This is a genomic window from Pseudomonas sp. MWU15-20650, from assembly GCF_023242475.1.
GTDB lineage: Bacteria > Pseudomonadota > Gammaproteobacteria > Pseudomonadales > Pseudomonadaceae > Aquipseudomonas.
On record NZ_JALJFG010000003.1, the window covers coordinates 1 to 25767 of the forward strand.

At 59.4% G+C, this 25767-nt stretch carries 15 protein-coding genes; 12 read left to right on the top strand and 3 right to left on the bottom strand.

The features are described from left to right. The first annotated feature begins 893 nt into the window (after positions 1 to 893). The 12 genes from M5B43_RS03470 to M5B43_RS03525 all read left to right on the top strand — a co-directional run bounded on the left by M5B43_RS03470 (position 894) and on the right by M5B43_RS03525 (position 17286). Entirely contained in the window at positions 894 to 2210 is a 1317-nt protein-coding gene (locus M5B43_RS03470; protein ID WP_248748796.1) for a nucleotide sugar dehydrogenase, read from the top strand. Positions 2211 to 2313: 103 nt separating this feature from the next. Then, positions 2314 to 3783 (top strand): mannuronan synthase, encoded by a 1470-nt coding sequence (gene alg8 / locus M5B43_RS03475; RefSeq protein WP_248748797.1) that lies wholly within the window; start codon positions 2314 to 2316, stop codon positions 3781 to 3783. 36 nt (positions 3784 to 3819) lie between these two features. Continuing rightward, positions 3820 to 4986, top strand: a complete 1167-nt coding sequence (locus M5B43_RS03480; RefSeq protein ID WP_248748798.1) for an alginate biosynthesis protein Alg44 — start codon at positions 3820 to 3822, stop codon at positions 4984 to 4986. A gap of 132 nt (positions 4987 to 5118) precedes the next feature. Then, positions 5119 to 6498, top strand: coding sequence for an alginate biosynthesis TPR repeat lipoprotein AlgK (gene algK, locus M5B43_RS03485; protein ID WP_248749070.1), 1380 nt, complete (start codon positions 5119 to 5121; stop codon positions 6496 to 6498). Then, complete coding sequence (locus tag M5B43_RS03490; RefSeq protein ID WP_248748799.1) at positions 6495 to 7982, top strand: alginate export family protein; 1488 nt, start codon at positions 6495 to 6497, stop codon at positions 7980 to 7982. The genes algK and M5B43_RS03490 overlap by 4 nt, the downstream gene beginning before the upstream one ends. Next, positions 7982 to 9550 carry a mannuronan 5-epimerase AlgG gene (gene algG, locus M5B43_RS03495; protein WP_248748800.1) on the top strand — a complete coding sequence of 523 codons (1569 nt, stop codon included), beginning with the start codon at positions 7982 to 7984 and terminating at the stop codon, positions 9548 to 9550. The genes M5B43_RS03490 and algG overlap by 1 nt, the downstream gene beginning before the upstream one ends. A gap of 11 nt (positions 9551 to 9561) precedes the next feature. Next, positions 9562 to 11010 carry an alginate O-acetyltransferase gene (locus M5B43_RS03500; protein WP_248749071.1) on the top strand — a complete coding sequence of 483 codons (1449 nt, stop codon included), beginning with the start codon at positions 9562 to 9564 and terminating at the stop codon, positions 11008 to 11010. An 8-nt stretch (positions 11011 to 11018) separates the two neighbouring features. Beyond that, on the top strand, positions 11019 to 12128 hold the full coding sequence (locus M5B43_RS03505; protein ID WP_248748801.1) for a mannuronate-specific alginate lyase: 1110 nt from the start codon (positions 11019 to 11021) through the stop codon (positions 12126 to 12128). Positions 12129 to 12344: 216 nt separating this feature from the next. Beyond that, complete coding sequence (locus M5B43_RS03510) at positions 12345 to 13877, top strand: MBOAT family protein (RefSeq protein ID WP_248748802.1); 1533 nt, start codon at positions 12345 to 12347, stop codon at positions 13875 to 13877. An 11-nt stretch (positions 13878 to 13888) separates the two neighbouring features. Further along, the gene (locus M5B43_RS03515) at positions 13889 to 15061 is read left to right on the top strand and encodes an alginate O-acetyltransferase (RefSeq protein ID WP_248748803.1); all 1173 of its coding nucleotides are present in this window, start codon (positions 13889 to 13891) and stop codon (positions 15059 to 15061) included. Positions 15062 to 15077: 16 nt separating this feature from the next. Next, a complete protein-coding gene (locus tag M5B43_RS03520; RefSeq protein ID WP_248748804.1) occupies positions 15078 to 15734 on the top strand; it encodes an alginate O-acetyltransferase AlgF in 657 nt (218 codons plus the stop codon). A gap of 100 nt (positions 15735 to 15834) precedes the next feature. Beyond that, positions 15835 to 17286 carry a mannose-1-phosphate guanylyltransferase/mannose-6-phosphate isomerase gene (locus M5B43_RS03525; protein WP_248748805.1) on the top strand — a complete coding sequence of 484 codons (1452 nt, stop codon included), beginning with the start codon at positions 15835 to 15837 and terminating at the stop codon, positions 17284 to 17286. A gap of 102 nt (positions 17287 to 17388) precedes the next feature. Here the strand turns inward: M5B43_RS03525 and M5B43_RS03530 are convergent, their stop codons facing one another. The 3 genes from M5B43_RS03530 to M5B43_RS03540 all read right to left on the bottom strand — a co-directional run bounded on the left by M5B43_RS03530 (position 17389) and on the right by M5B43_RS03540 (position 25729). Next, a complete protein-coding gene (locus M5B43_RS03530; RefSeq protein ID WP_248748806.1) occupies positions 17389 to 20706 on the bottom strand; it encodes a hypothetical protein in 3318 nt (1105 codons plus the stop codon). A gap of 510 nt (positions 20707 to 21216) precedes the next feature. After that, complete coding sequence (locus M5B43_RS03535; RefSeq protein ID WP_248748807.1) at positions 21217 to 21705, bottom strand: hypothetical protein; 489 nt, start codon at positions 21703 to 21705, stop codon at positions 21217 to 21219. Positions 21706 to 22006: 301 nt separating this feature from the next. After that, the gene (locus tag M5B43_RS03540; protein WP_248748808.1) at positions 22007 to 25729 is read right to left on the bottom strand and encodes a DUF6543 domain-containing protein; all 3723 of its coding nucleotides are present in this window, start codon (positions 25727 to 25729) and stop codon (positions 22007 to 22009) included. Positions 25730 to 25767: the final 38 nt, after the last annotated feature.

Consider the following 25767-nt stretch of genomic DNA (forward strand, 5'->3'; position numbering starts at 1 on the left):
CGGTGCGACGATTCGACAAGCCCGCTCGCCACAGTGATAGTGACTGGCATTAGGGCTTGCCCCCGATGGTAGTGGATCAGTCAATCCTCCTGTGACTGCCACACCGCCATCGGGAGCAAGCCCCCACATTTTTTTGCTGCATTCCAACGGGGAAAATGCCATTTATTTGGCGTCAAATAACAAGCGGTAACATCTCTAACATTTCTTTCACTCGACATTTCCGATTTTTTTTCGTAGTGGCACCACTTTTTTCAAAAGGTAGTGGCACAAAACTATCCCCGCGCACCAACGCCCTATAACGACTCGCCCAAATAGCAAGTGCTATCAATATAGTACCAGTGCCATCTTTTCTATTATTTCGAAAAATTTCCAGAAACAGGATGAGCGGCTAGGAACTTCACCCGGATGCACTGCTCATACCACCGGTAACGAAATACTCTGTTCCTGTAAGAGATGACTTACCTAACGACCACAGGAAGTAATCAAGTTGTCATAAAGGCACTTTGATTCATTGGTCATATCATCAACTGATTTAACTGAGGATAGTGATAAGGACTCATTGCTACCCCCTACAGGCCAAGGCAGCGCTGACCTGAATGAGCCAGTGTGACAACCCAAGGCATTGATATACAAAGGCTTAAAGCCTGTATCAAGCGCCTGCGGCACTGGCGCCGGAGCCTTCCGCCTAGGGAGCCTGGCTGCATTTCAGGGCAAGCCCCAATAATAAGGCCACGTTGCGCACAACTTGAGTGCAATCGTTAGTCACTCGTTATTCAACATGCCTGCACGCGATAAGTCGGCGTCTATTCGCCCAACTTTCGCGGCATCAATGACGTTTGCAAACATGAACTCCGGCCATCTAATGGCATGATTTAAATATAGAGGTAATTGCGATGCGCATCAGCATATTTGGTTTGGGTTACGTTGGCGCAGTGTGTGCCGGTTGCCTGTCTGCCCGCGGCCACGAAGTGGTCGGCGTAGACATCTCCAAGGAAAAGATCGACCTGATCAATGCCGGCAAATCGCCGATTGTTGAGCCGGGTCTGGGCGAACTGTTGAGCCAAGGCATCGCAACCGGTCGCCTGCGCGGCACGACCAACTTCGCCGAGGCCATTCGCGATACTGACCTGTCGATGATTTGCGTCGGTACGCCGAGCAAGAAAAACGGTGACCTGGAACTCAACTACATCGAATCGGTATGCCGCGAGATCGGGTTCGTCCTGCGCGACAAGTCCACCCGCCACACCATCGTGGTACGCAGCACCGTGCTACCGGGCACGGTGGCCAATGTGGTGATCCCGATTCTCGAAGACTGCTCCGGCAAGAAAGCCGGTGTCGACTTCGGCGTCGCGGTCAACCCGGAGTTCCTGCGCGAATCCACCGCCATCGCCGACTACGACCTGCCACCGATGACCGTCATCGGTGAGTTCGACAAAGCCTCCGGCGATGTCCTGCAGTCGCTGTACGAGGAGCTCGACGCCCCGATCATCCGCAAGGACATCGCCGTTGCCGAGATGATCAAGTACACCTGCAACGTGTGGCACGCCACCAAGGTCACCTTCGCCAACGAGATCGGCAACATCGCCAAGGCCGTCGGCGTCGATGGTCGTGAAGTCATGGAGGTGGTGTGCCAGGACAAGACCCTCAACCTGTCCCAGTACTACATGCGCCCAGGCTTCGCCTTCGGTGGCTCATGCCTGCCCAAGGATGTGCGCGCCCTCACCTACCGTGCCGGTTCCCTGGACGTCGAAGCACCGTTGCTCAACTCACTGATGCGCAGCAACGAGTCCCAGGTGCAGAACGCCTTCGACATCGTCTCCAGCCACGACAAGCGCAAAGTCGCGTTGCTGGGCCTGAGCTTCAAGGCCGGCACCGACGACCTGCGTGAAAGCCCGCTGGTAGAGCTGGCGGAAATGCTGATCGGCAAAGGCTTCGACCTGAGCATCTACGACAGCAACGTCGAGTACGCCCGTGTGCACGGCGCGAACAAGGACTACATCGAAGGCAAGATCCCGCACGTGTCGTCCCTGCTCAACTCGGACTTCGATGCCGTGATCAACAGCTGCGACGTGATCATCCTCGGCAACCGTGACGAGAAGTTCCGTGCCCTGGCGCATAACGCCCCGCACGGCAAGCAAGTGATCGACCTGGTGGGCTTCATGTCCAAGGCCACCAGCGTGTCGGGCCGTACCGAAGGCATTTGTTGGTAAGGAGCAGCGGCTAGTTTCAAGCGGCAAGCGGCAAGTTAGAAGCGCGTGTTTTCGGCTTGTAGCTTGTGGCTTGCCGCCCGACTTCTCTGTGACGGACGCGAATATGCAACGGTTAAACCAAGCGACTGGCTGGCTACTATTTCTGGGGCTTTTAGCGCTTCTAGCTCTGGCTCTGCCAGCCAGCACCTTCGACTCGCAGTCGAAGAATTTTATTTTCCTGATTGGCGCCGTCGGTATCTGGCGCTACTCGATGGGGGCGACGCATTTCTTTCGCGGCATGCTGTTCCTGTACGTGGTCTACCCGCACCTGCGGCGCAAAGTGCGCAAGCTGGGCAAGGCGGCAGACCCGTCCCATGTGTTCCTGATGGTCACCAGTTTCCGTATCGATGCGCTGACCACGGCACAGGTCTACAGCTCGGTGATTCGTGAAGCCATCGAATGCGGCTTCCCGACCACCGTGGTGTGTTCGCTGGTGGAAATGTCCGATGAGCTGCTGGTGAAAAGCCTGTGGGAACGCCTGAACCCGCCGGATCACGTCACGCTCGACTTCGTGCGTATCGCCGGCACCGGCAAGCGCGACGGCCTGGCCTTCGGATTCCGCGCCATCTCCCGCCACCTGCCGGATGACCGTGCCGTGGTTGCCGTGATTGATGGCGACACGGTGTTGGCCGAAGGCGTGGTGCGCAAGACCGTGCCGTGGTTCCAACTGTTCGGCAATGTCGGCGGCCTGACCACCAACGAGTTCTGCGAAGTGCGCGGCGGCTACATCATGAGCGAATGGCACAAGCTGCGCTTCGCCCAGCGTCACATCAACATGTGCTCCATGGCCCTGTCCAAGCGCGTACTGACCATGACCGGGCGCATGTCAGTGTTCCGTGCCAGCGTGGTCACCGACCCGGGCTTTATCGCCGATGTGGAAAGCGACTCGCTGCAACACTGGCGCCTGGGCCGCTTCAAGTTCCTCACCGGTGATGACAAGTCCAGCTGGTTCAGCCTGATGCGCCTGGGCTACGACACCTTCTACGTGCCGGACGCCGCGATCAACACCGTGGAGCACCCACCGGAAAAGAGCTTCATCAAGGCCAGCCGCAAGCTGATGTTCCGCTGGTACGGCAACAACCTGCGCCAGAACTCCCGTGCGCTCGGCCTGGGTGTACAACGCCTGGGCCTGTTCACCAGCGTGGTGCTGTTCGACCAACGCGTGTCGATGTGGACTTCCCTGCTCGGTTTGACCGTAGCCGTGATCGCCACCTTCAAGTACGGCGGCGCGTTCATCCTCGCGTACCTGCTGTGGATCGGTATCACCCGCCTGATTTTGACCCTGCTGCTGTCGTGCTCGGGCCACAAAATCGGTCCGGCCTACCCGGTGATTCTCTATTACAACCAGATCATGGGCGCGCTGGTGAAGATCTACGTGTTCTTCCGCCTTGATCAACAGTCCTGGACCCGCCAGGACACCAAACTGACCCGCGATTTGGCCAGCTTTCAACGTTGGTTCAACACCTGGTCGTCTCGGACCATGACCTTCTCCGCCGGCAGCATTTTTGTCGCCGTGTTGCTGATGATGGTCTGACCCTGCCAAGCCTGAATTAACCTAGGAATTGCATCGATGAATAGCTCCGTAAACGCCAACGTTGTCCACGAATCCGAAGCCCAGCGCCAACATGCACGGGTCAAAATCCCGGCCAAGCTGCGCTTCTTCAACAGCGACCGTACACCGACTGAAGCGCGAGTCATCGACCTGTCCGCCGGCGGCCTGGCCTTCACCGCGACCCAGCCGCTCACCGTGGGCCAAGTGCACAAAGGCCGCCTGCAATTTGTGATCGATAACCTCGGCCTGGCCATGGACGTGGAGCTGCAGATTCGCTCCTACGACCGCCAGACCGGCCGCACCGGCTGCCAGTTCCAGAACCTCGATGCCCAGGATATTTCCACCCTGCGCCACCTGATCACCTCGCACTTGTCCGGCGACATCGTGACCATGGGCGACGTACTGGCGACCCTGCAACGCGACAATTTCACCAAGGCACGCAAGGTCAAGGACGGCGGCAGCGGCATGACGGCGTTCGGTCGCCTGCGAGCAGTGACGTTCAGCGCAGGCATCTTCATTGTCGGTCTTGTCGCGTTCGGCTTTGTCTTCAAGTCGCTGTACGGCATGTACTTCGTCAGCCACGCCCAGGCCGGCCTGGTCAGCGTACCCGGCATGAACGTGACCATGCCCCGCGACGGCACGGTGCAAAGCCTGCTCAAGGGTGATGCGGTTGCCGCCAAAGGCGCGCCACTGGCGACCTTCAGCACCAGCATGCTCGACGTACTCAAAGGCCATCTGGGCGAAGACCAACTGCAACCGGCCAAGGTCGAAGAACTGTTCGGCAAGCAAATGACCGGCACGCTGACCTCGCCGTGCGATTGCGTGGTGGCGCAGCAATTGGTCGCTGACGGCCAATACGCCAGCAAAGGCGATGTGATCTTCCAACTGGTGCCACGCGGCAGCCTGGCCAACGTAGAAGCACGCTTCACCTATCGCCAGTTCGCCGATGTACGCCCCGGCACGCCGGTGAGCTTCCAGGTGGCCGACGAAGAACAGATCCGCACCGGCACCATCGTCAGCAGCACCAGCTTGAACAGCGCCGACCTGTCCTCTGACATCCGTGTGCAAATCAAGCCCGACGCGCCACTGGACAGCACCTACGCCGGCCGCCCGGTGGAGGTCACCAGCGACCGTGGCCCGTCCCTGAACTGGCTGATCGATAAAGCCATGGCTCACGGCCTGTAAGCGGAGGACATGCCAGTGAACTCTATTTCAAGAACAACACAATCCCTGTGGGAGCGGGCTTGCTCGCGATGGGATCAGCGCGGTTTGCCTGATAGACCGAGTCGCCTGCATCGGGAGCAAGCCCCCTCCCACATGGGTACTGTGGCGTTGCTGGCTGTTGCGGTCAGTCTCGCCGGTTGCGCGGGCCTGCCCGACCAACGCCTGGCCAATGAAGCGCTCAAGCGTGGCGATACCGTCACCGCCCAGCAGAATTACCAGCAACTGGCAGACCTGGGCTACAGCGAGGCCCAGGTGGGCCTGGCCGATATCCAGGTAGGCAGCCGCGATCCGGCGCAAATCCAGCAAGCCGAAGCCACTTACCGCGCCGCGGCGGACACTTCGCCGCGCGCCCAGGCACGTCTCGGTCGCCTGCTGGTGGCCAAGCCCGGCGCCACCGAAGCCGAACACCATGAGGCCGAAAGCCTGCTGAAAAAAGCCTTTGCCAATGGCGAAGGCAACACCCTGATCCCGCTGGCGATGCTGTACCTGCAATACCCGCACAGTTTTCCTGACGTGAATGCCCAGCAGCAGATCAGCCAATGGCAGGCCGCCGGTTACCCGGAAGCCGGCCTGGCCCAGGTGCTGCTGTATCGCACCCAGGACACCTACGACCAGCACCTGGATGATGTGGAGCGCATCTGCAAGGCCGCGCTGCACACCACCGACATCTGCTATGTCGAGCTGGCCACGGTCTACCAGAAAAAAGCACAGCCAGAGAAGCAAGCCGAACTGCTCAAGCAGATGCAAGCAGGCTACAGCCGTGGCAGCGTCACTGCACAACGTGTCGACAGTGTGGCCCGCGTGCTCGGCGATGCCACCCTGGGCAAACCCGATGAAAAAACCGCCCAGGCCCTGCTGGAGAACATCGCCCCTGGTTACCCCGCCTCCTGGGTCAGCCTGGCGCAACTGCTCTACGACTTCCCCGAACTGGGCGACGTCGACCAGATGATGAAGTACCTGGACAACGGCCGCGCCGCCGACCAGCCGCGCGCCGAACTGCTCCTGGGCAAGCTCTACTACGAAGGCAAGTGGGTGCCGGCCGACGCCAAGGCCGCCCAAACCCACTTCGAAAAAGCCGTGGGCCGTGAAGTGGCCGCCGATTACTACCTCGGCCAGATCTACCGCCGTGGCTACCTGGGCAAGGTCTACTCGCAAAAAGCCCTCGACCATTTGCTGACCGCTGCGCGCAACGGCCAGAACAGCGCCGACTTCGCTATCGCTCAATTGTTTTCCCAAGGCAAGGGCACCCGGCCCGACCCCCTGAACGCTTATGTCTTCAGCCAGCTGGCCAAAGCCCAGGACACGCCTGAGGCCAATGAACTGGCCACGCAGCTCGAAGCCCCGCTGACACCAGAGCAACGCGCCGAAGGCCAACGCCGGGTGCAACAGGAACTGGCCACCCGCGGCACCCTGGCCCAGAGCACGCTGCAACTGCACGCCCTGCAAGAAGAAGACGGCGAGGAATCCCTATGAAGCTCAACCCATTCGTCAAGGCCGGCATTGGCCTGACCTGCGCCCTGCTGTGGTCGTGCCCGACCCTGGCCGCGCTGACCGAAGCCAAGAACTTCGGCCTGGAAGTGAAAATCACTGGCCAATCCGAGGACGACCGTGACCTGGGCACCAAGCCCGGCGGTGACGTCAACGGCATCGGCCTGGACCTGCGCCCGTGGGTCTATGGCGAAAGCGGCGCGTGGAGCGCCTACGCCATGGGCCAGGCGGTGACATCGAGCGACATCATTGAGACTGACACCCTGCAACAGTCCTCCGATGACGCCACCGAGCAGTCGAGCAACAATGACCGCAAGACCAAGAAGAACTACCTGGCCCTGCGCGAATTCTGGGTCGGCTACAGCGGCTTCACCCCCTACCCGGGCGAAATCCTCAAGTTCGGTCGCCAGCGCCTGCGCAATGACGACGGCCAATGGCGCGACACCAATATCGAAGCGCTGAACTGGACCTTCGACACCACCCTGCTCAAGGCCAATGTCGGCGCCGCCGAACGTTTCAGCGAATACCGCACCGACCTCAAGGAACTGTCGCCCAAGGACAAGGACCGCCAGCACTTCTACGCCGACGCGTCCTACCAATGGACGCCGGGGCAATGGATCGGCCTGCGCGGCCACCACACCCATGACGACGGCAAGCTCGACTACGCCGAACCGGGTGTCGCCAGCGACCCGTTGGACAAGCGCGAAAACGGCGACCTGACCTGGCTGGGCATCGAAGCCAACAGCGACGCCTATAACTGGCGCAACACCAACACCGTCAACTACTGGGCCAGCATCACCGGCATGCGCGGCGACCGCGACAAGGTCAACGCCCTGAACGCCGACGGCACGCGCCCCACCAGCGCCAAGCGCAGCGATGACCTGAGCGGCTGGGCCACCGACATCGGCGTGCGCCTGCGCCTGGACCCGCAGTGGCAAGTCGGCGCGGCCTATTCGCGCGCCAGTGCCGAGTACGAACAGAACGGCCTGCAAAGCAACCGTTCGAACTGGACCGGCACCCAGTCTCGCGTGCATCGCTTCGGTGAAGCGTTTCGCGGCGAAATGAACAACATGCAGTCCATGAGCCTGTTCGGTTCCTGGCAGCTGCGCGAGGACTACGACGCTAGCCTCGTGTACCACAAGTTCTGGCGCGTGGACGGCAACAAGCCGGTGGGCAGCAACGGTATCGACGCGGTACAGAACAACACCGATGACGTCACCGGCGCGATCCTCTCCAGCACCTCCCTGCCCCTTGAAGACGGCAAGAAAGACCTCGGCCAAGAGATGGACCTGGTGGTCACCAAGTACTTCAAGAAAGGCTTGCTGCCTGCGGCGCTGAGCCAGTCGATCGACGAGCCGTCGGCGCTGGTGCGTTTGCGTGCCGGCGTGTTCAAGCCCGGCGATGCCTATGGCAGCCAGGTCGACGCCTACATGCACCGCGCCTTTGTCGATGTGATTTGGCGATTCTGATGGGAGCCTGCGCAATGAATGCTCAAAGCCTGCTCGTCGCGGCCATGCTGCTGGCCAGCGCCACGGCCGTTGCCGATACGACGGCCAAGGCGCCGACCATCGCCAAGGAACTGCAACAGGCCAAGACCTACACCATTTCCAGCCCGCCCACCGCGCCGCTGGAAATGGCCAAGCCGGCCCTGCCGGATCTGACCGGCTACACCGCTGCGGCGATGGAAAAAAAGATCGTGCGCAGCCAACCGGGCAAAGTCAGCATCCGCCGCATGATGCAGGAAGACGCGCTCAAGGACTTTATCGGCGGCGATAACAAGATGGCCGAATGGGTGGTGCGCCAACATGGCATTCCCCAGGCGATCTTCGTCGACGACGGCTACATCAACCTCAAGGATCTGCTTGGCAAGGTGCCCAAGCAGTACCTCAGCGAAACGTCGCCGGGTGTATTCCTGGCCAAGTTGCCGATCGTGGTCGGACGCAAAGGCATCCTGGAAATCGACAAGAAGACCCAGGAACTGCGCCTTTCCCAGGAAGCCGGCTCGTTCCTGATCAACGACGGCCAGCTCTTCGTGCGTGACACCCAGATCACCGGCTGGAACGAAAAGACCAACGGCCCGGCGCTGTTCCAGTCACCCAAGGCGTTCCGCCCGTTCCTGCTGGCGTGGGGCGGCACCCAGACCTACGTCGCCAACAGCAAGATGGCCAGCTTCGGCTATGCCAACAGTAAGTCTTACGGGGTGAGTATTTCCCAGTACACGCCGAACATGGCCAAGGTGCTCAAGCGCCCTGAACCGACTGGCTGGATCATCGACTCCGAGTTCTCGGACATGTGGTACGGCTTCTACTGCTACGAGACCACAGGCTTCGTGCTCAAGGGCAATACCTACAAAGACAACATCGTCTACGGCATTGACCCGCACGACCGCTCCCACGGCCTGATCATCGCCGACAACACCGTCTACGGCACCAAGAAGAAGCACGGCATCATCATTTCCCGAGAGGTCAACGACAGCTTCATCTTCAATAACCGCAGCTACGACAACAAGCTCTCGGGCCTGGTGATTGACCGTAACAGCGTGAACAACCTGATTGCCAACAACGAGATCTACCGCAACCACACCGACGGCATCACCCTCTATGAGAGCGGCGACAACGTGCTGTGGGGCAACCAGGTGATCAGCAACCGCCGCCACGGCATCCGCGTGCGCAACAGCGTCAACATCAAGCTCTACGAAAACACCTCGATGGCCAACGGCCTGACGGGCGTGTACGGCCATATCAAGGACTTGACCGACACCGACCGCGACATCGCGCTCGACCCCTTCGACACCAAGGTCTCGCTGATCGTGGTCGGCGGTGAACTGGCCGGTAACGGCAGCGGGCCGCTGTCCATCGACTCGCCGTTGAGTGTCGAGCTGTATCGCGTGTCGATGCTGGCGCCGACCAAATCCAGCGGCATCAGCTTCGCCGGCGTGCTGGGCGATCGCCAGGAAGAAATTCTCGACCTGCTGGTACGCCAGCAGAAAGCCGTGCTGATCGACCCTGTCGAACGCCAGACCGAAATGCAGGACTGAGGATGACCCTTATGCACCCACACATGATCAAACTGCTGAGCCTTTCGGGTCTGACCCTCGGCCTGCTCGCGGCCAGCCAGGGCGTGCGCGCCGACGAGGTGAAGGCGCCAACCTACACGGCCGAACCGTGCTGCAGCCTGTGCCCGGCGGCGCATGACGCGAAGAACTACACCACGCGTTACCAGCAGAACTTCACCACCCTGGTACAAGCCCAGGGCGACTGGCTGTTCCGTACCCAGGAAGACTTGCGCACCGAATTCGACACCAGCCCGGCCGGCTACAAGCGCATGCAACAACTGCACGATGCGTTCAAGGCCAAGGGCGTGGAACTGGTGGTGGTCTACCAACCGACCCGTGGCCTGGTGAACCGCAACAAGCTCAACCCCGAGGAAAAAGCCACGTTCGATTTCGACAAGGCCCTGGGTAACTACAAGACCATGCTCGGCCGCTTCGCCAAGATGGGCTATGTGGTGCCGGACCTGTCGCCGTTGACCAATGAGCAACTGCCAGACGAATTGCCGGCCCACGATTTTTACTTCCGTGGCGACCAGCACTGGACGCCATACGGTGCCCAGCGCACGGCCAGGATCGTCGGCGCCAAAGTGCGTGCGATGCCTGAGTTTGCGGATATTCCCAAGCGCGAGTTCGAAACCAAACGCTCCGGGCGCATGGGCAAGACCGGCACCCTGCACAACATGGCCGGGCAACTGTGCGGCACCAGCTACGCGATCCAGTACATGGACCAGTTCACCACCGAACCCAAGGGCGAAGCCGGTGACGGCGACCTGTTCGGCGACTCGGGCAACCCACAGATCACGCTGGTGGGCACCAGCCACAGCGGCAAGAACTACAACTTTGCCGGCTTCCTCGAGCAGGAAATCGGTGCCGACATCCTCAACGTCGCCTTCCCCGGCGGTGGCCTCGAAGGTTCGATGATCCAGTACCTGGGCAGCGACGAATTCCAGAAGACGCCACCCAAGATCCTCATCTGGGAATTTTCGCCGCTGTATCGCCTCGACCAGGAAACCATCTACCGCCAGATGATGGCGCTGCTGGACAACGGTTGCGAAGGCAAGACCGCGCAGATGAGCGCCAGCACCACGTTGAAACCCGGCAAGAACGAATTGATGGTCAACCGTTCGAACAAAGACCTGCGCAACGCCAACCATCAGGTTGATATCCGCTTCGCCGATCCGTCGGTGAAAACCCTGCACGCCACCCTCTGGTACATGAACGGACGCCACGAGGACATCAAGATCGAGAAACCCGAAACATCCGAAACAGACGGGCGTTTCGCCTTTGAACTGCGCACCGATGAAGACTGGGCCTCGCAGAACTTGCTGGCCGTAGAAGTGCAGGGCCCCGAAGCGGGTACTGCTGCGCAGAAAGTCGAAGCGAAAATTTGCACACGCAACGTATTCCCAAGCGGCGGTCAAAAGACTGCCTCACTCGGGCAATGAGGTTACCTATGCAGAAGTTATTGATCCCTACATTACTGGGCCTGGCGATGTTCGCAGGTGCCGTCAACGCCGCCGCGCCGCTGCGCCCGCCCCAGGGCTACTTCGCACCGATCGAGGCGTTCAAGACCGGCGACTTCAAGAATGACTGCGACGCCATGCCGGCGCCGTACACCGGCTCGCTGCAGTTTCGCAGCAAGTACGAAGGTTCGGACAAGGCCCGCGCCACGCTGAACGTGCAGTCGGAAAAAGCCTTTCGAGACAGCACCGCCGACATCACCACACTGGAAAAAGACACCAGCAAGCGCGTGATGCAATTCATGCGCGACGGTCGCCCGGAGCAGCTGGAATGCACCCTGAACTGGTTGACGAGCTGGGCCAAGGCCGATGCGCTGATGTCAAAAGACTTCAACCATACCGGCAAGTCCATGCGCAAATGGGCGCTGGGCAGCATGGCCTCGGCCTATGTACGCCTGAAATTCTCCGACTCGCATCCGCTGGCCAACCACCAGCAGGAATCCCAAGTGATCGAAGCCTGGTTCAACAAACTGGCGGATCAGGTGGTGAGCGACTGGGACAACCTGCCGCTGGAAAAAACCAACAACCACTCGTACTGGGCGGCCTGGTCGGTGATGGCAACCGCCGTCGCCACCAACCGTCGCGACCTGTTTGACTGGGCCGTGAAGGAATACAAGGTCGGCGCCAACCAGATCGATGATCAGGGCTTCTTGCCCAACGAGTTGAAGCGCCAGCAACGCGCCCTGTCGTACCACAACTACGCCCTGCCACCGCTGTCGATGATCGCCAGCTTTGCCCTGGTCAACGGTGTGGACCTGCGCCAGGAAAACCACGGCGCGCTCAAGCGCCTGGGCGACAAGGTGCTGGCTGGCGTGAAGGATCCGCAGATCTTCGCACAGAAGAACGGCAAGGAGCAGGACATGAAGGACCTCAAGGAGGACATGAAATTCGCCTGGCTCGAGCCCTTCTGCACCCTCTACACCTGCTCCCCGGAGGTGCTTGAGCGCAAGCATGGCATGCAGCCGTTCAAGACCTTCCGCCTGGGTGGCGACCTGACCAAGGTCTACGACCCGGCGCACGAAAAAGGCAAAAAGGGTTCGTGAGTGAACTCGGTAAAAAATGTGGGAGGGGGCTTGCTCCCGATAGCGGTGTAACAGTCGCCATTTGTGTTGAATGACACACCGTAATCGGGAGCAAGCCCCCTCCCACACTTGAAGCCGGTTTCGACAGTGAAATTGCAATACAGCCGCCCCCGAAATCGCGGGGGGTTTGGGGGGGGCTCTGGCCCTTGACTGTTGGTTAAACATGGAGAGATCGGGATGGTTTTCTCGTCCAATGTGTTCCTGTTTCTGTTCTTGCCGATCTTTCTCGGCTTGTACTACTTGAGCGGGCAACGCTATCGCAATCTGCTGCTGCTGATTGCCAGCTACGTGTTCTACGCCTGGTGGCGGGTGGACTTCCTGGCGCTGTTCGCCGCCGTCACGCTATGGAACTACTGGATCGGCCTCAAGGTCGGTGCCGCCGGCGTGCGTACCCAGCCGGCACAGCGTTGGCTGCTGCTCGGCGTGGCGGTCGACCTGTGCATCCTCGGCTACTTCAAGTACGCCAACTTCGGCGTCGACAGCATCAACGTGATGATGAAGTCGGCGGGCCTGGAGCCGTTCATCCTCACCCACGTGCTGTTGCCGATCGGGATCTCGTTCTACATCTTCGAGTCCATCAGCTACATCATCGACGTGTACCGTGGCGACACCCCGGCGACCCGCAACCTGATCGACTTTGCGGCGTTCGTGGCGATCTTCCCGCACTTGATCGCAGGTCCCGTGTTGCGCTTTCGTGACCTGGCCGACCAGTTCAACAACCGCACTCACACCCTGGATAAATTCTCCGAGGGCTGCACGCGGTTCATGCAGGGCTTTATCAAGAAGGTGTTTATCGCCGACACCCTGGCGGTGGTGGCCGACCATTGCTTCGCCCTGCAAAACCCCACCACCGGCGATGCCTGGCTCGGCGCGCTGGCCTACACCGCGCAGTTGTACTTCGACTTCTCGGGCTACAGCGACATGGCCATCGGCCTGGGCTTGATGATGGGTTTCCGCTTCATGGAAAACTTCAAGCAGCCGTACATCAGCCAGTCGATCACCGAGTTCTGGCGGCGCTGGCACATCAGCCTGTCCACCTGGCTGCGTGACTACCTGTACATCACGTTGGGGGGCAACCGTAAAGGCACGCTGATCACCTACCGCAACCTGTTCCTGACCATGCTGCTCGGTGGCCTGTGGCACGGTGCGAACATCACCTACATCGTGTGGGGTGCCTGGCACGGCATGTGGCTGGCAATTGAAAAGGCCATTGGCCTGAACACCGCGCCACGCAGCTTCAACGTCGTGCGCTGGGCCTTCACTTTCCTGCTGGTGGTGATGGGCTGGGTGATCTTCCGCGCCGAGAACCTGCATGTTGCCGGGCGTATGTACGGTGCGATGTTCAGCTTTGGCCAGTGGTCGCTGTCGGAACTCAACCGCGCCAACCTCACCGGCCTGCAAGTGGCAACCCTGGTGGTGGCCTACGCAACCCTGGCGTTCTTCGGTCTGCGCGACTTCTACACCCACCGCCCTGCCGAGAAAAACAAACCGGCCGACCCAAGCCTGATCAAGGCGGTACCGGGCGACAACCCCGGCAGCATCCACGAGCCCGGTTTCAGCGTGGGCCGTGACGCCACCGTGCAACCGGCCTACTGGACCGCTGACTGGCCACGCTACGCCCTGCGCGCCGCGGTGCTGCTGCTGTTTGTGGCCTCGATCCTGAAACTGTCGGCGCAGAGTTTCTCGCCGTTCCTTTACTTCCAATTCTGAGGGAGCCGAGCATGACCCGTTCATTACGCGTCCTCTATATCGCGCTGTTCCTGGTGGTGCTGCTGGCCCTGGGCGCCTGGTCGCTGCGCAGCTTCATGGGCTTCAGTACCAATGCTGACGCCACCGTGCTTAACGGGCGCTGGACCAAGGCCGTCGAGACCCACTACGACGACGAATTCCCGATCAAGCGCATCGGCACCAACCTGTGGGCCGCGCTGGACTACAAGCTGTTCAATGAAGGCCGCCCTGGCGTGGTGCTCGGCCGCGATCACTGGTTGTACAGCGACGAGGAATTCAACCCCGCCGTCAACGAAGGCCAGAACCTGGAAGGCAACTACGCGCTGGTCGAAGGTGTGCGCCAGAAGCTCAAGGCCCAAGGCATTCAACTGGTGATGGCGATCGTGCCGGCCAAGGTGCGCCTGTACCCGGAGCATTTGGGTGAGGTGAAGCCAGCCAGCATCCACGCCAACCTGTATGAGGACTTCCACGCCCGCGTGGCGGCCGACAAGATCATCGCCCCCGACCTGCTTGGCCCGCTGCAACAGGCCAAGCTAGGCGGCACCCAAGTGTTCCTGCGCACCGACACCCACTGGACGCCGGACGGCGCTGAAATTGCCGCCAAGCAGCTGGCCAGGACGATTGCTGACAAAACGCCTTTGAGCGGCGAGCCACAACGCTTTGTCACCGAAGCCGAAAAGACCGAGCCCCACAAAGGCGACCTGCGCCTGTTCCTGCCGTTGGACCCGTTGTTTGAAAACCTGATGCCGCCTAAAGAGCCGCTGCAAAAGCGCGTCACGCACCTGGCCGAAACCAAAGGCGACGACGCGCTGTTCAGCGACAGCGAAACCCCGGTGGCATTGGTCGGCACCAGCTACAGCGCCAACCCCAACTGGAACTTCGTCGGCGCGCTCAAGCAAGCCTTGCACAGCGACGTGGTCAGCTACGCCGAAGACGGTCACGGCCCGATCCTGCCGATGCTCAGCTACCTCAAAAGCGACGACTTCAAAAACAACCCGCCCCAGGTGCTGATCTGGGAATTTCCTGAACGCTATCTGCCCGTGAATAACGAAATCGGTGATGCCGACCCAGCGTGGGTTGCGCAGCTTAAACAAGCCGGTTCGCGCCAACAGAACATGGCGATCAATACAACTAAATCCGAGACGCCCGACCGGGCGCAAAACTGAAAGAGAGGTAACTCATATGACTTTCACTACTACGCAGCGTCGTCTCGCCAAGACCCTGGCCCTGGCTGCCGGCCTGAGCGTTGTTTCGCTATCCGCCTTGGCCGGTGGCGACGCGGCGCTCTACGGCCCTGTCGCCCCCAAAGGCTCCAGCTTTGTACGGGTGTACAACGCCAGCAACCAGGAAGTCAGCGCCACCGTCGGCGCTACCAACCTCAGCGACGTAGCGCCGCTGGCCAGCAGTGACTTCAGCTTTATGCCAGGCGGCGACTACAGCGCCAAGGTCGGCAGCCAGACCGTGCCGGTCAAGCTTGCCGCCGACCACTACTACACCCTGGTCAACAGCGGCAGCGGCCAGCCGCAGTTGATCGAGGAACCACCGTTCAAGAACAAGCAGAAATCCCTGGTGCGCGTGCAGAACCTCAGCGACAAGGCCCTGACCCTGAAAACCGCCGACGGCAAGACCGACGTGGTCAAGGCGGTGGCCGCCAAGGGCCGTGGCGAGCGTGAGATCAACCCGGTGAAGGTGAGCCTGGCGTTGTATGACGGTGACAAGAAGATCGGCGATGTGAAGCCGGTTGCGTTGGAACGCGGTGAAGCGGCGGTGCTGTATGTCACAGGCTCAGGTTCGAGCCTGTCGCCAGTGTGGGTTAAACGCCCGGTATCGACCCGCTGATCGCGTGAGTAATGAGCGACAAGCTTCAAGCTGCAAGTGAAGAGCTGTTACTTGCAGCTTGTGGCTTGCAGCTTCCAACTATCTTTCAGGAGACACACCCATGATCCCAGTAATCCTTTCCGGTGGTAGCGGCTCACGTCTTTGGCCGCTTTCGCGTAAACAGTTCCCGAAACAATTCCTGGCCTTGACCGGCGAGCACACACTGTTCCAGCAAACCCTGGAGCGCCTGGTGTTCGAAGGCATGGACGCCCCCATCGTGGTCTGCAACAAAGACCACCGTTTCATCGTCAACGAGCAACTGAGCGCGCGTAAGCTCGAATGCCAGCGCATCCTCATGGAACCCTTTGGCCGCAACACTGCGCCGGCCGTGGCCTTGACCGCGATGATGCTGGTCAACGAAGGCCGCGATGAGCTGATGCTGGTGCTACCCGCCGACCATGTGATCGACGACCAGAAAGCCCTGCAACGCGCGCTGGCCCTGGCCACCGTGGCGGCCGAGCGTGGCGAGATGGTGCTGTTCGGCGTCCCGGCAACCCGCCCGGAAACCGGTTATGGCTACATCAAGTCCAGCAATGATTCGCTGCTGCCCGAAGGCGTGAGCCGCGTGCAACAGTTCGTGGAAAAACCCGATGAAAAACGCGCCATCGAGTTCGTCAAAAGCGGCGGCTACTTCTGGAACAGCGGCATGTTCCTGTTCCGCGCCAGCCGCTTCCTCGAAGAGCTGAAAAAGCACGACCCGGACATCTACGACACCTGCGTGCTGACCCTGGAACGCAGCGAACAGACGGCCGATACCGTGACCTTCGACGATGCCACCTTCGCCTGCTGCCCGGACAACTCCATCGACTACGCGGTGATGGAAAAAACCCAGCGTGCCTGCGTGGTGCCGCTGAGTGCCGGCTGGAGCGACGTGGGTTGCTGGGCCTCGCTGTGGGCGGTCAACGATAAAGACGCCGACGGTAACGTGAGCAAAGGCGACGTGGTGATCCAGGACAGCCGCAACTGCATGATCCACGGCAACGGCAAGCTGGTCTCGGTGATCGGCCTGGACAATATTGTGGTGGTGGAAACCAAGGACGCGATGATGATTGCCCACAAGGACAAGGTCCAGGGCGTCAAGCAGATGGTCTCGACCCTCAACGACCAGGGCCGCAGCGAAACCCAGAACCACTGCGAAGTCTATCGGCCTTGGGGCTCCTACGACTCGGTGGACATGGGCGGTCGGTTCCAGGTCAAGCACATCTCGGTCAAGCCGGGCGCGTGCCTGTCGCTGCAGATGCACCACCACCGCGCCGAACACTGGATTGTGGTCAGCGGCACCGCCGAAGTCACCTGTGACGAGAACGTGTTCCTGCTCTGCGAGAACCAGTCCACCTACATTCCGATTGCGTCGGTGCACCGCCTGCGTAACCCGGGCAAGATCCCGCTGGAGATCATCGAAGTGCAATCGGGCAGCTACCTGGGCGAAGACGATATCGAGCGGTTCGAAGATATCTACGGTCGCTCGACGCCGGTTGAACGAGGTGTTTCGGTGAAAACTATCGCGCAGTAAAACAGTCGTACAAGAAGCCCTCGTCCAGCCCACTGCGTCCCCTATCCGCAGAGGGTTGGGCGGGGGCGTTCTTGCACGTTACCTCACGGTTCCAAGCCGCACTCAGCCGAAGTAGTCGGGAAACTGATTCGGCCCCAAATACAGGAAATTCGACGATGTCAGCTTGATTTCCTTGTCCATCTTCAACTCGACAATCGAGCTGCCTGCAGTGACAGGGCCTAAATCCCTCGGTACTTGGTCAGTGCTGAATATCACCTTGTATTCGCCCCTGCCCGCATAGCGTTCGTTGCCTAAAAACAACAGAGTCTCAACGTTCTCACTGTTGAGTTGCTGCCCGGGAGGGTTAACGTACACACCGCCCTTTGACCCTGCACGGGTTTCATTGCGTGCCAAATCATTGATACCTTGGGCGCGCGCGATCGCTTCTGCGCCTTCCTTGCTGGTGTAGTGAATATAAACCGGCTGCCCATTGTGGAAGCCCGAATCCACTACCGCTTGCCAATTAGCGTGATTCTCCAACGGCCGACCTGCTACGGCAGGTGAAGGGATATTGCCTTTGCGGCCAGGGCTCTTTTGCGGCGCAATCCTGACCCCGTCCACGCCCGGAGTTTTTTTGACGCCACCGGCATTACCCGCTAATCGCCATTCGCCATTGCCGGTCGGTACCAGCATCATCACCTGATTGTGGTTAACCGGATCGACGACCCGAACAGGTTTGCCCCCGCCCTTGTAGTGCCGTTCGACCTGAAAGGCTTTACTCTCACCCGTGCCATCGGTGAAACGAACATAGAACTCATCACCGACTTGATACGTACCGTCTCCCCTTTTCGTGTGACCATTGAGAAAGTCCTCCGGCAGTGCGTGAGCGCTATAGTCGGGCAACTGACGGCCAGCGCCGACGGTATCGGATGCCACACCCGAAACCTTGGTAGGTGCGCCAACACTGGAGGATTGCTTCTGCAATATTTGCTTCAACTCCTTGTAACTGCTCTGCAACAGCGACTTGCCCCCCCTCGCCACCCCCTCTGCCAGGTCTCCCAGGCCATCGACGGGGTTCAAACCGCTGGCCACCGACCGCACAATACTGTCGGAGGCTTTGAACGCTCGCGTTCCAAGCTTCTCGCTCAACTTGCCCAAGGCCCTGCCCGCCTGGCCAACCCCTTTGGCGAAGGGCACGATAAAACCGAAAATATCCAGCGCAAAATCCAGGAGCGCCGCGCCGGTATTGCCCTTGACTGCGTTTTCGATCGCATTTTTGAATGGAATCAGCCCCATGACAAAATCATATCCGGCGTTGATGCTCGCCTCTTCCTTCTCCACCTCGGTCACGCCTTTGGCGCCTGCTTCCATGGCTTCGCGATCATGCAGCAGATGGCCTGCTACCACTTCGGCGATCCTGTCAAAACGAGGGTTGAGGTCTGTGACGGCTGTGGCCTGCTGGCCGGCTCGGGGTTCAGGCATGTTCGGTGCACGGATAGGAGCGGTCAGCAGCCCGTCGCTGTACTTCTCCGGCTGCGCCGGTGTGCCATTTTCATAGGCCGCATAATCGACCCAGACACCGACGCCCTTGGCCTGCGTCGTCTCGTAGGTCTGGGCATTGGCGACTCTGGGGGGTGGGTTGGGCAAATGCCTGGGCAAGTCATCACGTCGACGAGGAGCGCCTTGCAGGGGGAACATTTCGTAATAAACATGGCGGATATTTTTTGGGTCCTGATCACTGCCGTTCTTGTCTATCTTGGTCTGCACACGCATCAACAGTCCGTAACGCGCTTTGGCAGCTCGCGCCTGCTCCACAGACTCTGTTCCCTCAGCTTCAGCGGTGCTGGCTCTGCGTAAGGAAAAAAACTCGACCTGGCCCGACGCAATGGTTTGGCGATCTTCCAAGGGAAGCTGCGACAGTTGATGTTTGACGATCGTCGTCACCCCCTCCTTCAGGTTGCTGAAGTAACTATCAAATTGGGTTTTGAACTGCTGATTCACGTCAGGAAGCGGCTTGACCCTGGGGAAACGGTTACCCAGCTGGAAGTCGTACCGGTCTCCCCTGGGAATACGGTTCATTTTTCCAGCCATATGGATTTCTTCCAGCGAGTGTTCCTTGCTCTCGCTGGCATCGATATTGGCAATCCTTATGTTGCGCACATCGAATGAATACCGGGCCCCATAAGCCGCTTTCAGGTTTTCATTGGCGATAGCCCTGCGAGTCGGCATGGTCGCGGCCATCTGTTCCTGGGCCTTTTTCAACCCGCTGAGCTCCGTATTGAAGGCCTCGTGTACCGCCGCCACTTCTTGCGACGTATAGGCGCCATCGTCTTTTTGAACAAGCTTGTCCTGGGCGATTGCCCACTGAATCAACGCAGTGGTCTGGGCCTTGGCCTGGATAACGGCCCCGTCGCTCGTGATAGGGCCATGCTCGCCCAGACGCATGAATGTTTTGAAATCAGTGTGTGTCGCGAGACCCGGCGCCCAGAATTCTTGCTCCTGCACAACCGCCGAGAGCCTGGCAAAAGCTGCCGATTTCACCACCAGGTTGTCGGGCAAACCCGTGACGATGAAGACTGGCTCAGACCCCGCAAGCAACAGCCGAGCGGCGGCCGGCGCCAGCGCGGCCGGGACTTTGCCCTGATCCACCAGATGCTGTTCAAGACGCGACACTACCACCGACGGATGCACGTCCCGGTTGGCAGGCTGATAAAGGTCGTAACCGGCCACGACGCCACGTTTGCTGCCCGCCTGAGGATCGAGCTCCAGCACCATGGCCGCCATCACCCAATCGGGAACTTCGGTGGATAGTGACGCGTCATTGACAGCCATTTTCAGGGCTTGGCCCAACATACTGATCTCAGCACTGCCCATCATGCGCTCGAGGATCTGCGCCGCGTCGTTGCCTTGGACCGATGCGCCATATTTCTCAAAAAATGTGCTGAAGATGCCTTTTCCAGGCGATAACTTGGCCATTTCCGCTGCCGCGGTTTCGGCTACCTTCGTTCGTTGCTCGCGGCTCAATGTGGCTGGCTGGGACAACAGCCCCCAGTGATTGCCGTGTTCACCAGGCTCGGGCAAAGGTTCTTTGCATACGGCAATGAGGTTGGCCAGTTGCTCGGGGGTTTTGGGGACCAACAGCTGATTTTCCCGCAAAAACCAAGCGACCGAATCTTCATCGCCCGACTCAATGCCGTAATCTCGCGCAAACGTTGAATACTCATGAACGGAAAACTTCTGCGCTTCCAGCAACGTTGCAACATCCAGGCTCGGATCCTTGACGATGGCCGCTTGGACCGCCTGCAACGCGCTGACCAGGCGATAATTGTTCTGGGTGTTTCCGGTCCACTCTTTCCAATAACTGAGCGGCTGCCCGTCCATCAGCCCCCCGCCGTCAGCAGGAGGATTTTCCAGTTCGATACTGCGTCGAAGACGAGGCACGCCCCGCACGCCTGGAGGGGAGGAAGCCTGAGTGCCTTCCTGGGCCACCGCCACTGAAGGTGGCTCAACCGGCAAGGCAGAGAGCCTCGTATGCACCACAGGCGGTGGTAAAAAAGAGGGACTTAGCGGGCTGCTGATCATTGGATCTATCTCACACAAGAGGATTGGAACCGGGACTTGTCGAGGTATTCATTCCGACAGGTTCCAGTGCTTCTTGAGTGTCGATTCGTACAGAAAACGCGATAAAAACTTATTTAAGGTTATGTCCCAAAACAGCGTCGATCGCCTGCGCCGGGTCGCTCCGCCTACGCACTCCGGGCAAGATCCCATTGGAGATCATCGACGTGCAATCGGGCAGTGACCTAGGTGAAAACCACCGCGCGGTAAACAATCGTTAAAGAAGCCCCCAGCCAGCCGGCTGCGTCTCCTATCCGCAACCGGTTGGACGAGGGCTTTTTCATTCAGTCATAGTCCGAGGCCGAATGGGGTCGCCCAGAGCCGGCCGACCGACTACCGTTTCCCATCGGTTGGAAAACCTTTATAAAAACCGGCATAAGCGTTGGTACCGTCGGCACCTGAACCGCTACCACCGGCGCTGCCGTACTTGTTCTTGCCGACTTCTTCAGCGGTCCTGCCGAGCCAAACCAATCCCGCGCCCGCCAGCTTCGTTCCCATGCCTCCACTGCTGCCAAGCCTTTGTCCGGCGCCTTGCATCACAGCGCCACCCAGCACCAATCCAGCACCTTGGGCTTTTTCTTTATTTTCTCCATTGTAGAGCGCCCCACCCACATGCGAACTCAACTGATCAGTGACCGCTTGTTTGAACGCGCTCAGCAAATCAGTGCGTTGTTGAGGAAGGAGCGCCGGGGACAACAACGAATTGAGCTCTGTGTTGATCGCATTTTTAAGCGTCTCGGACAACAAGCTCTCACTCCCCTGCAAAGCTGCGGGAGCATTAAGGGGGGGGACTACAGATACATTGACACCTTGGATATTCATATTGCCTCACTCTAACGCGTATGAAGTTATACCTCCTGGTATCCAGATATTCCCTTCGCCACCTCTGTGGGGATGTTTCCTGAAACGGTTCCGCCACATATCGGAAAAGACATCGGGATGTGGTAGTCCAAAAGATGACCGTGTCGTATGAGTGAATACCATCGCGCAGTCACTCAACAGACCAAAGAAGCCCCGTCCAGCTGACTGCGTCTTCTATCCGCCGGGGGTTGGGTGGCAAGGGCCGAAACACAGCCGCCATCACTGGCCCTTACCCAATACCGGCACTGCCATGGGCTGATATTTAAATGGGCGTTTTCCCATGAGAAATAACGCGATCGACTAACTCAGCGTTAGGGCCACCCCGGTACTTCAAAGGAATTGAAAACGGCTCATCCACATAGAAAATATGCGGATTATCAGGGCTTTGGATAACATTTAACCCCGACGTATTGACTTCATAGTAGTGCGACATTTTATCCATCGCATTGCCATATTTACGCTTTCCAAAGATGGTTTCGGAAATCTGTCGGGTCGGCATATCTGCGGGTGCCAAGTCCGTAAAGTAGTGCCGGCCTCGCTTTCCGGGCAGAGGTCGACCGCTCAAATCTAAACTTGAAGGTGAAAGTCTCCTATCGGCCATGATTGCGGCATGCGGCTTGGCCCCGGTGTAGTGATAAAAAACATTCTTACCTTTTACCGGTGGCTCCATCAGCGCTTTTTCACCCGGAAAGCTTTCCGGCACTCTCGGTCGCTTATTGGTTACTTGGCCACTTGTCGCGTTATTCGTGCCGACGCTCCCTGAAGAGCTGACTTGGTCAAACGGACGCTTGCTCGGCCGTGATGTCCCCGTAGCAGTGGGAGCCCCGCCCGGCAATCGGCTCAAACGCCACTCACCGTTACCGGCAGACTCCAGAAATGCTTGAACCCTATAGAGCTTGGATGTCGTCAGTGGCGCCTGAGGATCCACGATAGCAACCCGCCCGTCACGTGCGTGGAAGGCCGAATCAATCTGATACACCTTGTTGACCCCGGTACTGTCGGTAAAGCGCACGTACCAATCATTGCCCACGTTATAGGTACCGTCTGGCCTCAGAGGGCGACCTTTGATGACGTCTTCCGACACGCTGAAGGTGCTCAGATTAAGGTTTGGACGCGCACCCGCCGTTGGTGCTCTGACGATGACTGGAGGGGCTGGCGGGACCACCGGGCTTTTAAACACCGGCCGCAACGGCACGGCACTCACATTGGGAATACCAGAGGCGGCCATCGTGAAATCCGAGTAGACCGCACGCAATGCGCCTGGGCTTTTGAGCAGCCGCGGCAAGATTCGGGCATTGGCGCGCAGGGCCGTCACGCCAGCCTTTCCTAAACGAACCCCCATGGAGATGCCTTTTCCGAGTACTGGCAACAAGTCGAGGAAGATGGAGGCCACCTCAATGCCGAACTGAACTTTGTTGATTCTCGATTGATACGCGACCTCTGCGCTGCTGACGCTTTGGTGGTCCGCGTGATCGATGAGTAACTTTACTTTCTGTTTGTACAGCTCATCCTGAAAGTTGCCATCGAAGGGTTTGAGTGTCACCGGAGCGCTCGTCAATTTGAGCACAGTGACGAGCGCATCCAGCGTGCGCAATGGGCTCTTCGTCGGATCGAATGCGCGCTCCTTGATCGCCTCGCCAGCGTTAACCACGTCGTTTTTATCGACCGGCGACGTTCTGCTCGCGGTGTAGAGCCTCCACTCCTTTTTCTCCATCAAGGCGTTCAGGGCGTTTATATCCGCCACTTCGCGAAAACACACGCCATCGGGCGCATTCGGCGTGCACAGCACCAGCGACGCGTCTGTGTCATTGCCAATCACCATCGCTCCCTGAACCGGCAACCCACGCTGGATAAGGGCATTGGTGATAATTTTTTTCCCATCCACCAGGGGCCGGTCAGCCGAGTCCGGGTAATCAAGAACAGCCGCCACCCACTGCGCCCCTCGTTTGGTGCTGGTGTCTTGGGTAGCATCTATGTTGTAGGTATTGGGGTTGAGTGCTGCGAGAAAAGCCTCTTTATCCAGCATGTCGCTCAGGTGGGTTTTCCATGCTTTGCGGACGTCGCCGGCAGCACCCGACGGGGCATCCGTGGCCAACGCCTGTTTAAGCAGCTCGGTATAGGCTCCTCCCACATCGGCAGTGTTGACCAACGCCTTGAGCTGGTCGGTATTCAGGACGACCGGCTTGCCATCGTCGCCCAACAGAGGGTTGCCGTGCGTATCGGTCAGCGGCAGCTCGAAGGTGAGCTGGGTGAAGTGGCCGTGCTGGACGGCTGGAAACTCACTGGGGTTTTTCAGCGCCAGATCAGTCAGCGATACCCGGTGGTGCTTGACGGTGAGCGTATGACTGCTGCTTTGCCCGCCAGTGTGAGGATTGGACCTGGTTTTCACCCGCACCATCAGCTTGTCCGCATCGACCTGTGCAGCGGGGAACTGCCGTTTGATCGCTTCGTTCATCCGGTCGCGGGAAAAGCTACCCAGAGAAGGAAGGGTTGCCAGCGATGACGCCAGCGCATTTGCACTGCGGGCCTCGGAGTATTCCAGGTAATCAAACAACGCTTCCTGGGCCGGGCTCAGGTTTTTCAGCCACTCGGGGGCCAGCTTGTCAGCCAGTTGTTCATCCCGCGCCGCCATGGCGTTGTCGCCACTGAGCAGGTACGACCAGTCAGCGGCATCATCCATGCGCTTGAGTGCTCCCGGCTCTGTCGATACCCGGGCGAGATTCGCAACGATTTCCTCCTGCTGACGCTTGAGCATCCAGGGGATGCCCTCGGCCAGCACATCCCCCGTCAAGGGGTCGGCGCTCAACATCACATCGTTGCCAGAGGGCGGTTCCGACTTGTTTTGTAACGACAACGGCAGCGTTTGCAACAGTAGGTCCGCGTCGGCGCCCCCCTCATCAAGGCGCGCTGCAATCGCCTGGCGCGCCTGGGCTGGCGTCGCGAACTGCTCGAACCCCTCACCCGGGGTGTACAGCACGACCGGCCCATTCGTCTCATCGAGTGCCAAAGTCCGGCCTTTCGTCCAGACGGGGGGCGTGGCCCCGGAACCGTCGGTGCTGGTGATTAGGAAGCAGCCCGCCATCAAGGCTCCCCGCTCGCTACCGTCATCAACGGTAAGCGGGTAGACACCAGGGCGTGCGCCATTGGGGAAGGCCGCTTCCCGTTCAGCCAACGTAGGGTATTGCAGTGCTGCGTCGATCAACCGCTTGCTCGCCGCGCTCAAGGTTCCATCGCTCACGCGCAATGCCGCCAGCGTCGACAGTTGTTGCTTGTGCAAGGTCAACAACTGGTCTTGAGGGGCCTGCAGAACCTGAGGGTCTTTCAACGTCGGGCGGGGGGTTGTCCAGAAGGTCTGGAGGGCAATCGGAAACTGCGTGACGATGCGCTGGGCAATCGTATCCAGGGTCAACTGTGGCGTGACGAGGGTGCTCGGGCTGGTGTCGGTGGCACGGGTAAAAATGCCGGACGGTTCAACGTCGCCTGCGTTGGGCTGCTTGTCAGGATTGGCCAGCAAGTTCGCCACCTTCCTGTTCAAGGCGTCCAGCACCGGCTCGGACGACAGTGTTTTGATAGAGCCATCGTCCTGCTCGACCCAGCGCTTGAAGACCAGGTCTTTTGGCTTCAGGGTCGACATGTACGGAAACATTTGCTCCACTTGCTGACGCAGGAAGTCCTGGAAGCTCGGTTGCTCACCGTGCAAACGCTGCATGTCGCGGGACTGAAGGGCGTGTTGGGTGACAAACGCCTCCTGATTGGTAACCTTGAATTGCTGCATGAGCCGTGGGTATTCCAACCCGACCGGGGGTATGCCGGCCGAGGTGGGCAGAGGAATACCGTCCGGTGCGTAGGTCAATACCGACGGCAGGTGCACGGGCTTTTGCGGGGGGGTGTCAACGGCAATATCGGTTTGGGTGGCCAATGCGTTTGGGGCAACAACGCTTTGTGGGGGAGAAAGGTGGGTCGAGTTTTCGGTCGCTGCAAACATTAAATAAACCTTACATAGAAGAGTTGAACGTCGCCGCT

Excerpts from the sequence above, each read along its gene's own strand:
- M5B43_RS03470 (WP_248748796.1), top strand. The coding sequence starts at position 894 with ATGCGCATCAGCATATTTGGTTTGGGTTACGTTGGCGCAGTGTGTGCC.
- alg8 (WP_248748797.1), top strand. The coding sequence starts at position 2,314 with ATGCAACGGTTAAACCAAGCGACTGGCTGGCTACTATTTCTGGGGCTT.
- M5B43_RS03480 (WP_248748798.1), top strand. The coding sequence starts at position 3,820 with ATGAATAGCTCCGTAAACGCCAACGTTGTCCACGAATCCGAAGCCCAG.
- algK (WP_248749070.1), top strand. The coding sequence starts at position 5,119 with ATGGGTACTGTGGCGTTGCTGGCTGTTGCGGTCAGTCTCGCCGGTTGC.
- M5B43_RS03490 (WP_248748799.1), top strand. The coding sequence starts at position 6,495 with ATGAAGCTCAACCCATTCGTCAAGGCCGGCATTGGCCTGACCTGCGCC.
- algG (WP_248748800.1), top strand. The coding sequence starts at position 7,982 with ATGGGAGCCTGCGCAATGAATGCTCAAAGCCTGCTCGTCGCGGCCATG.
- M5B43_RS03500 (WP_248749071.1), top strand. The coding sequence starts at position 9,562 with ATGCACCCACACATGATCAAACTGCTGAGCCTTTCGGGTCTGACCCTC.
- M5B43_RS03505 (WP_248748801.1), top strand. The coding sequence starts at position 11,019 with ATGCAGAAGTTATTGATCCCTACATTACTGGGCCTGGCGATGTTCGCA.
- M5B43_RS03510 (WP_248748802.1), top strand. The coding sequence starts at position 12,345 with ATGGTTTTCTCGTCCAATGTGTTCCTGTTTCTGTTCTTGCCGATCTTT.
- M5B43_RS03515 (WP_248748803.1), top strand. The coding sequence starts at position 13,889 with ATGACCCGTTCATTACGCGTCCTCTATATCGCGCTGTTCCTGGTGGTG.
- M5B43_RS03520 (WP_248748804.1), top strand. The coding sequence starts at position 15,078 with ATGACTTTCACTACTACGCAGCGTCGTCTCGCCAAGACCCTGGCCCTG.
- M5B43_RS03525 (WP_248748805.1), top strand. The coding sequence starts at position 15,835 with ATGATCCCAGTAATCCTTTCCGGTGGTAGCGGCTCACGTCTTTGGCCG.
- M5B43_RS03535 (WP_248748807.1), bottom strand. The coding sequence starts at position 21,705 with ATGAATATCCAAGGTGTCAATGTATCTGTAGTCCCCCCCCTTAATGCT.
- M5B43_RS03540 (WP_248748808.1), bottom strand. The coding sequence starts at position 25,729 with ATGTTTGCAGCGACCGAAAACTCGACCCACCTTTCTCCCCCACAAAGC.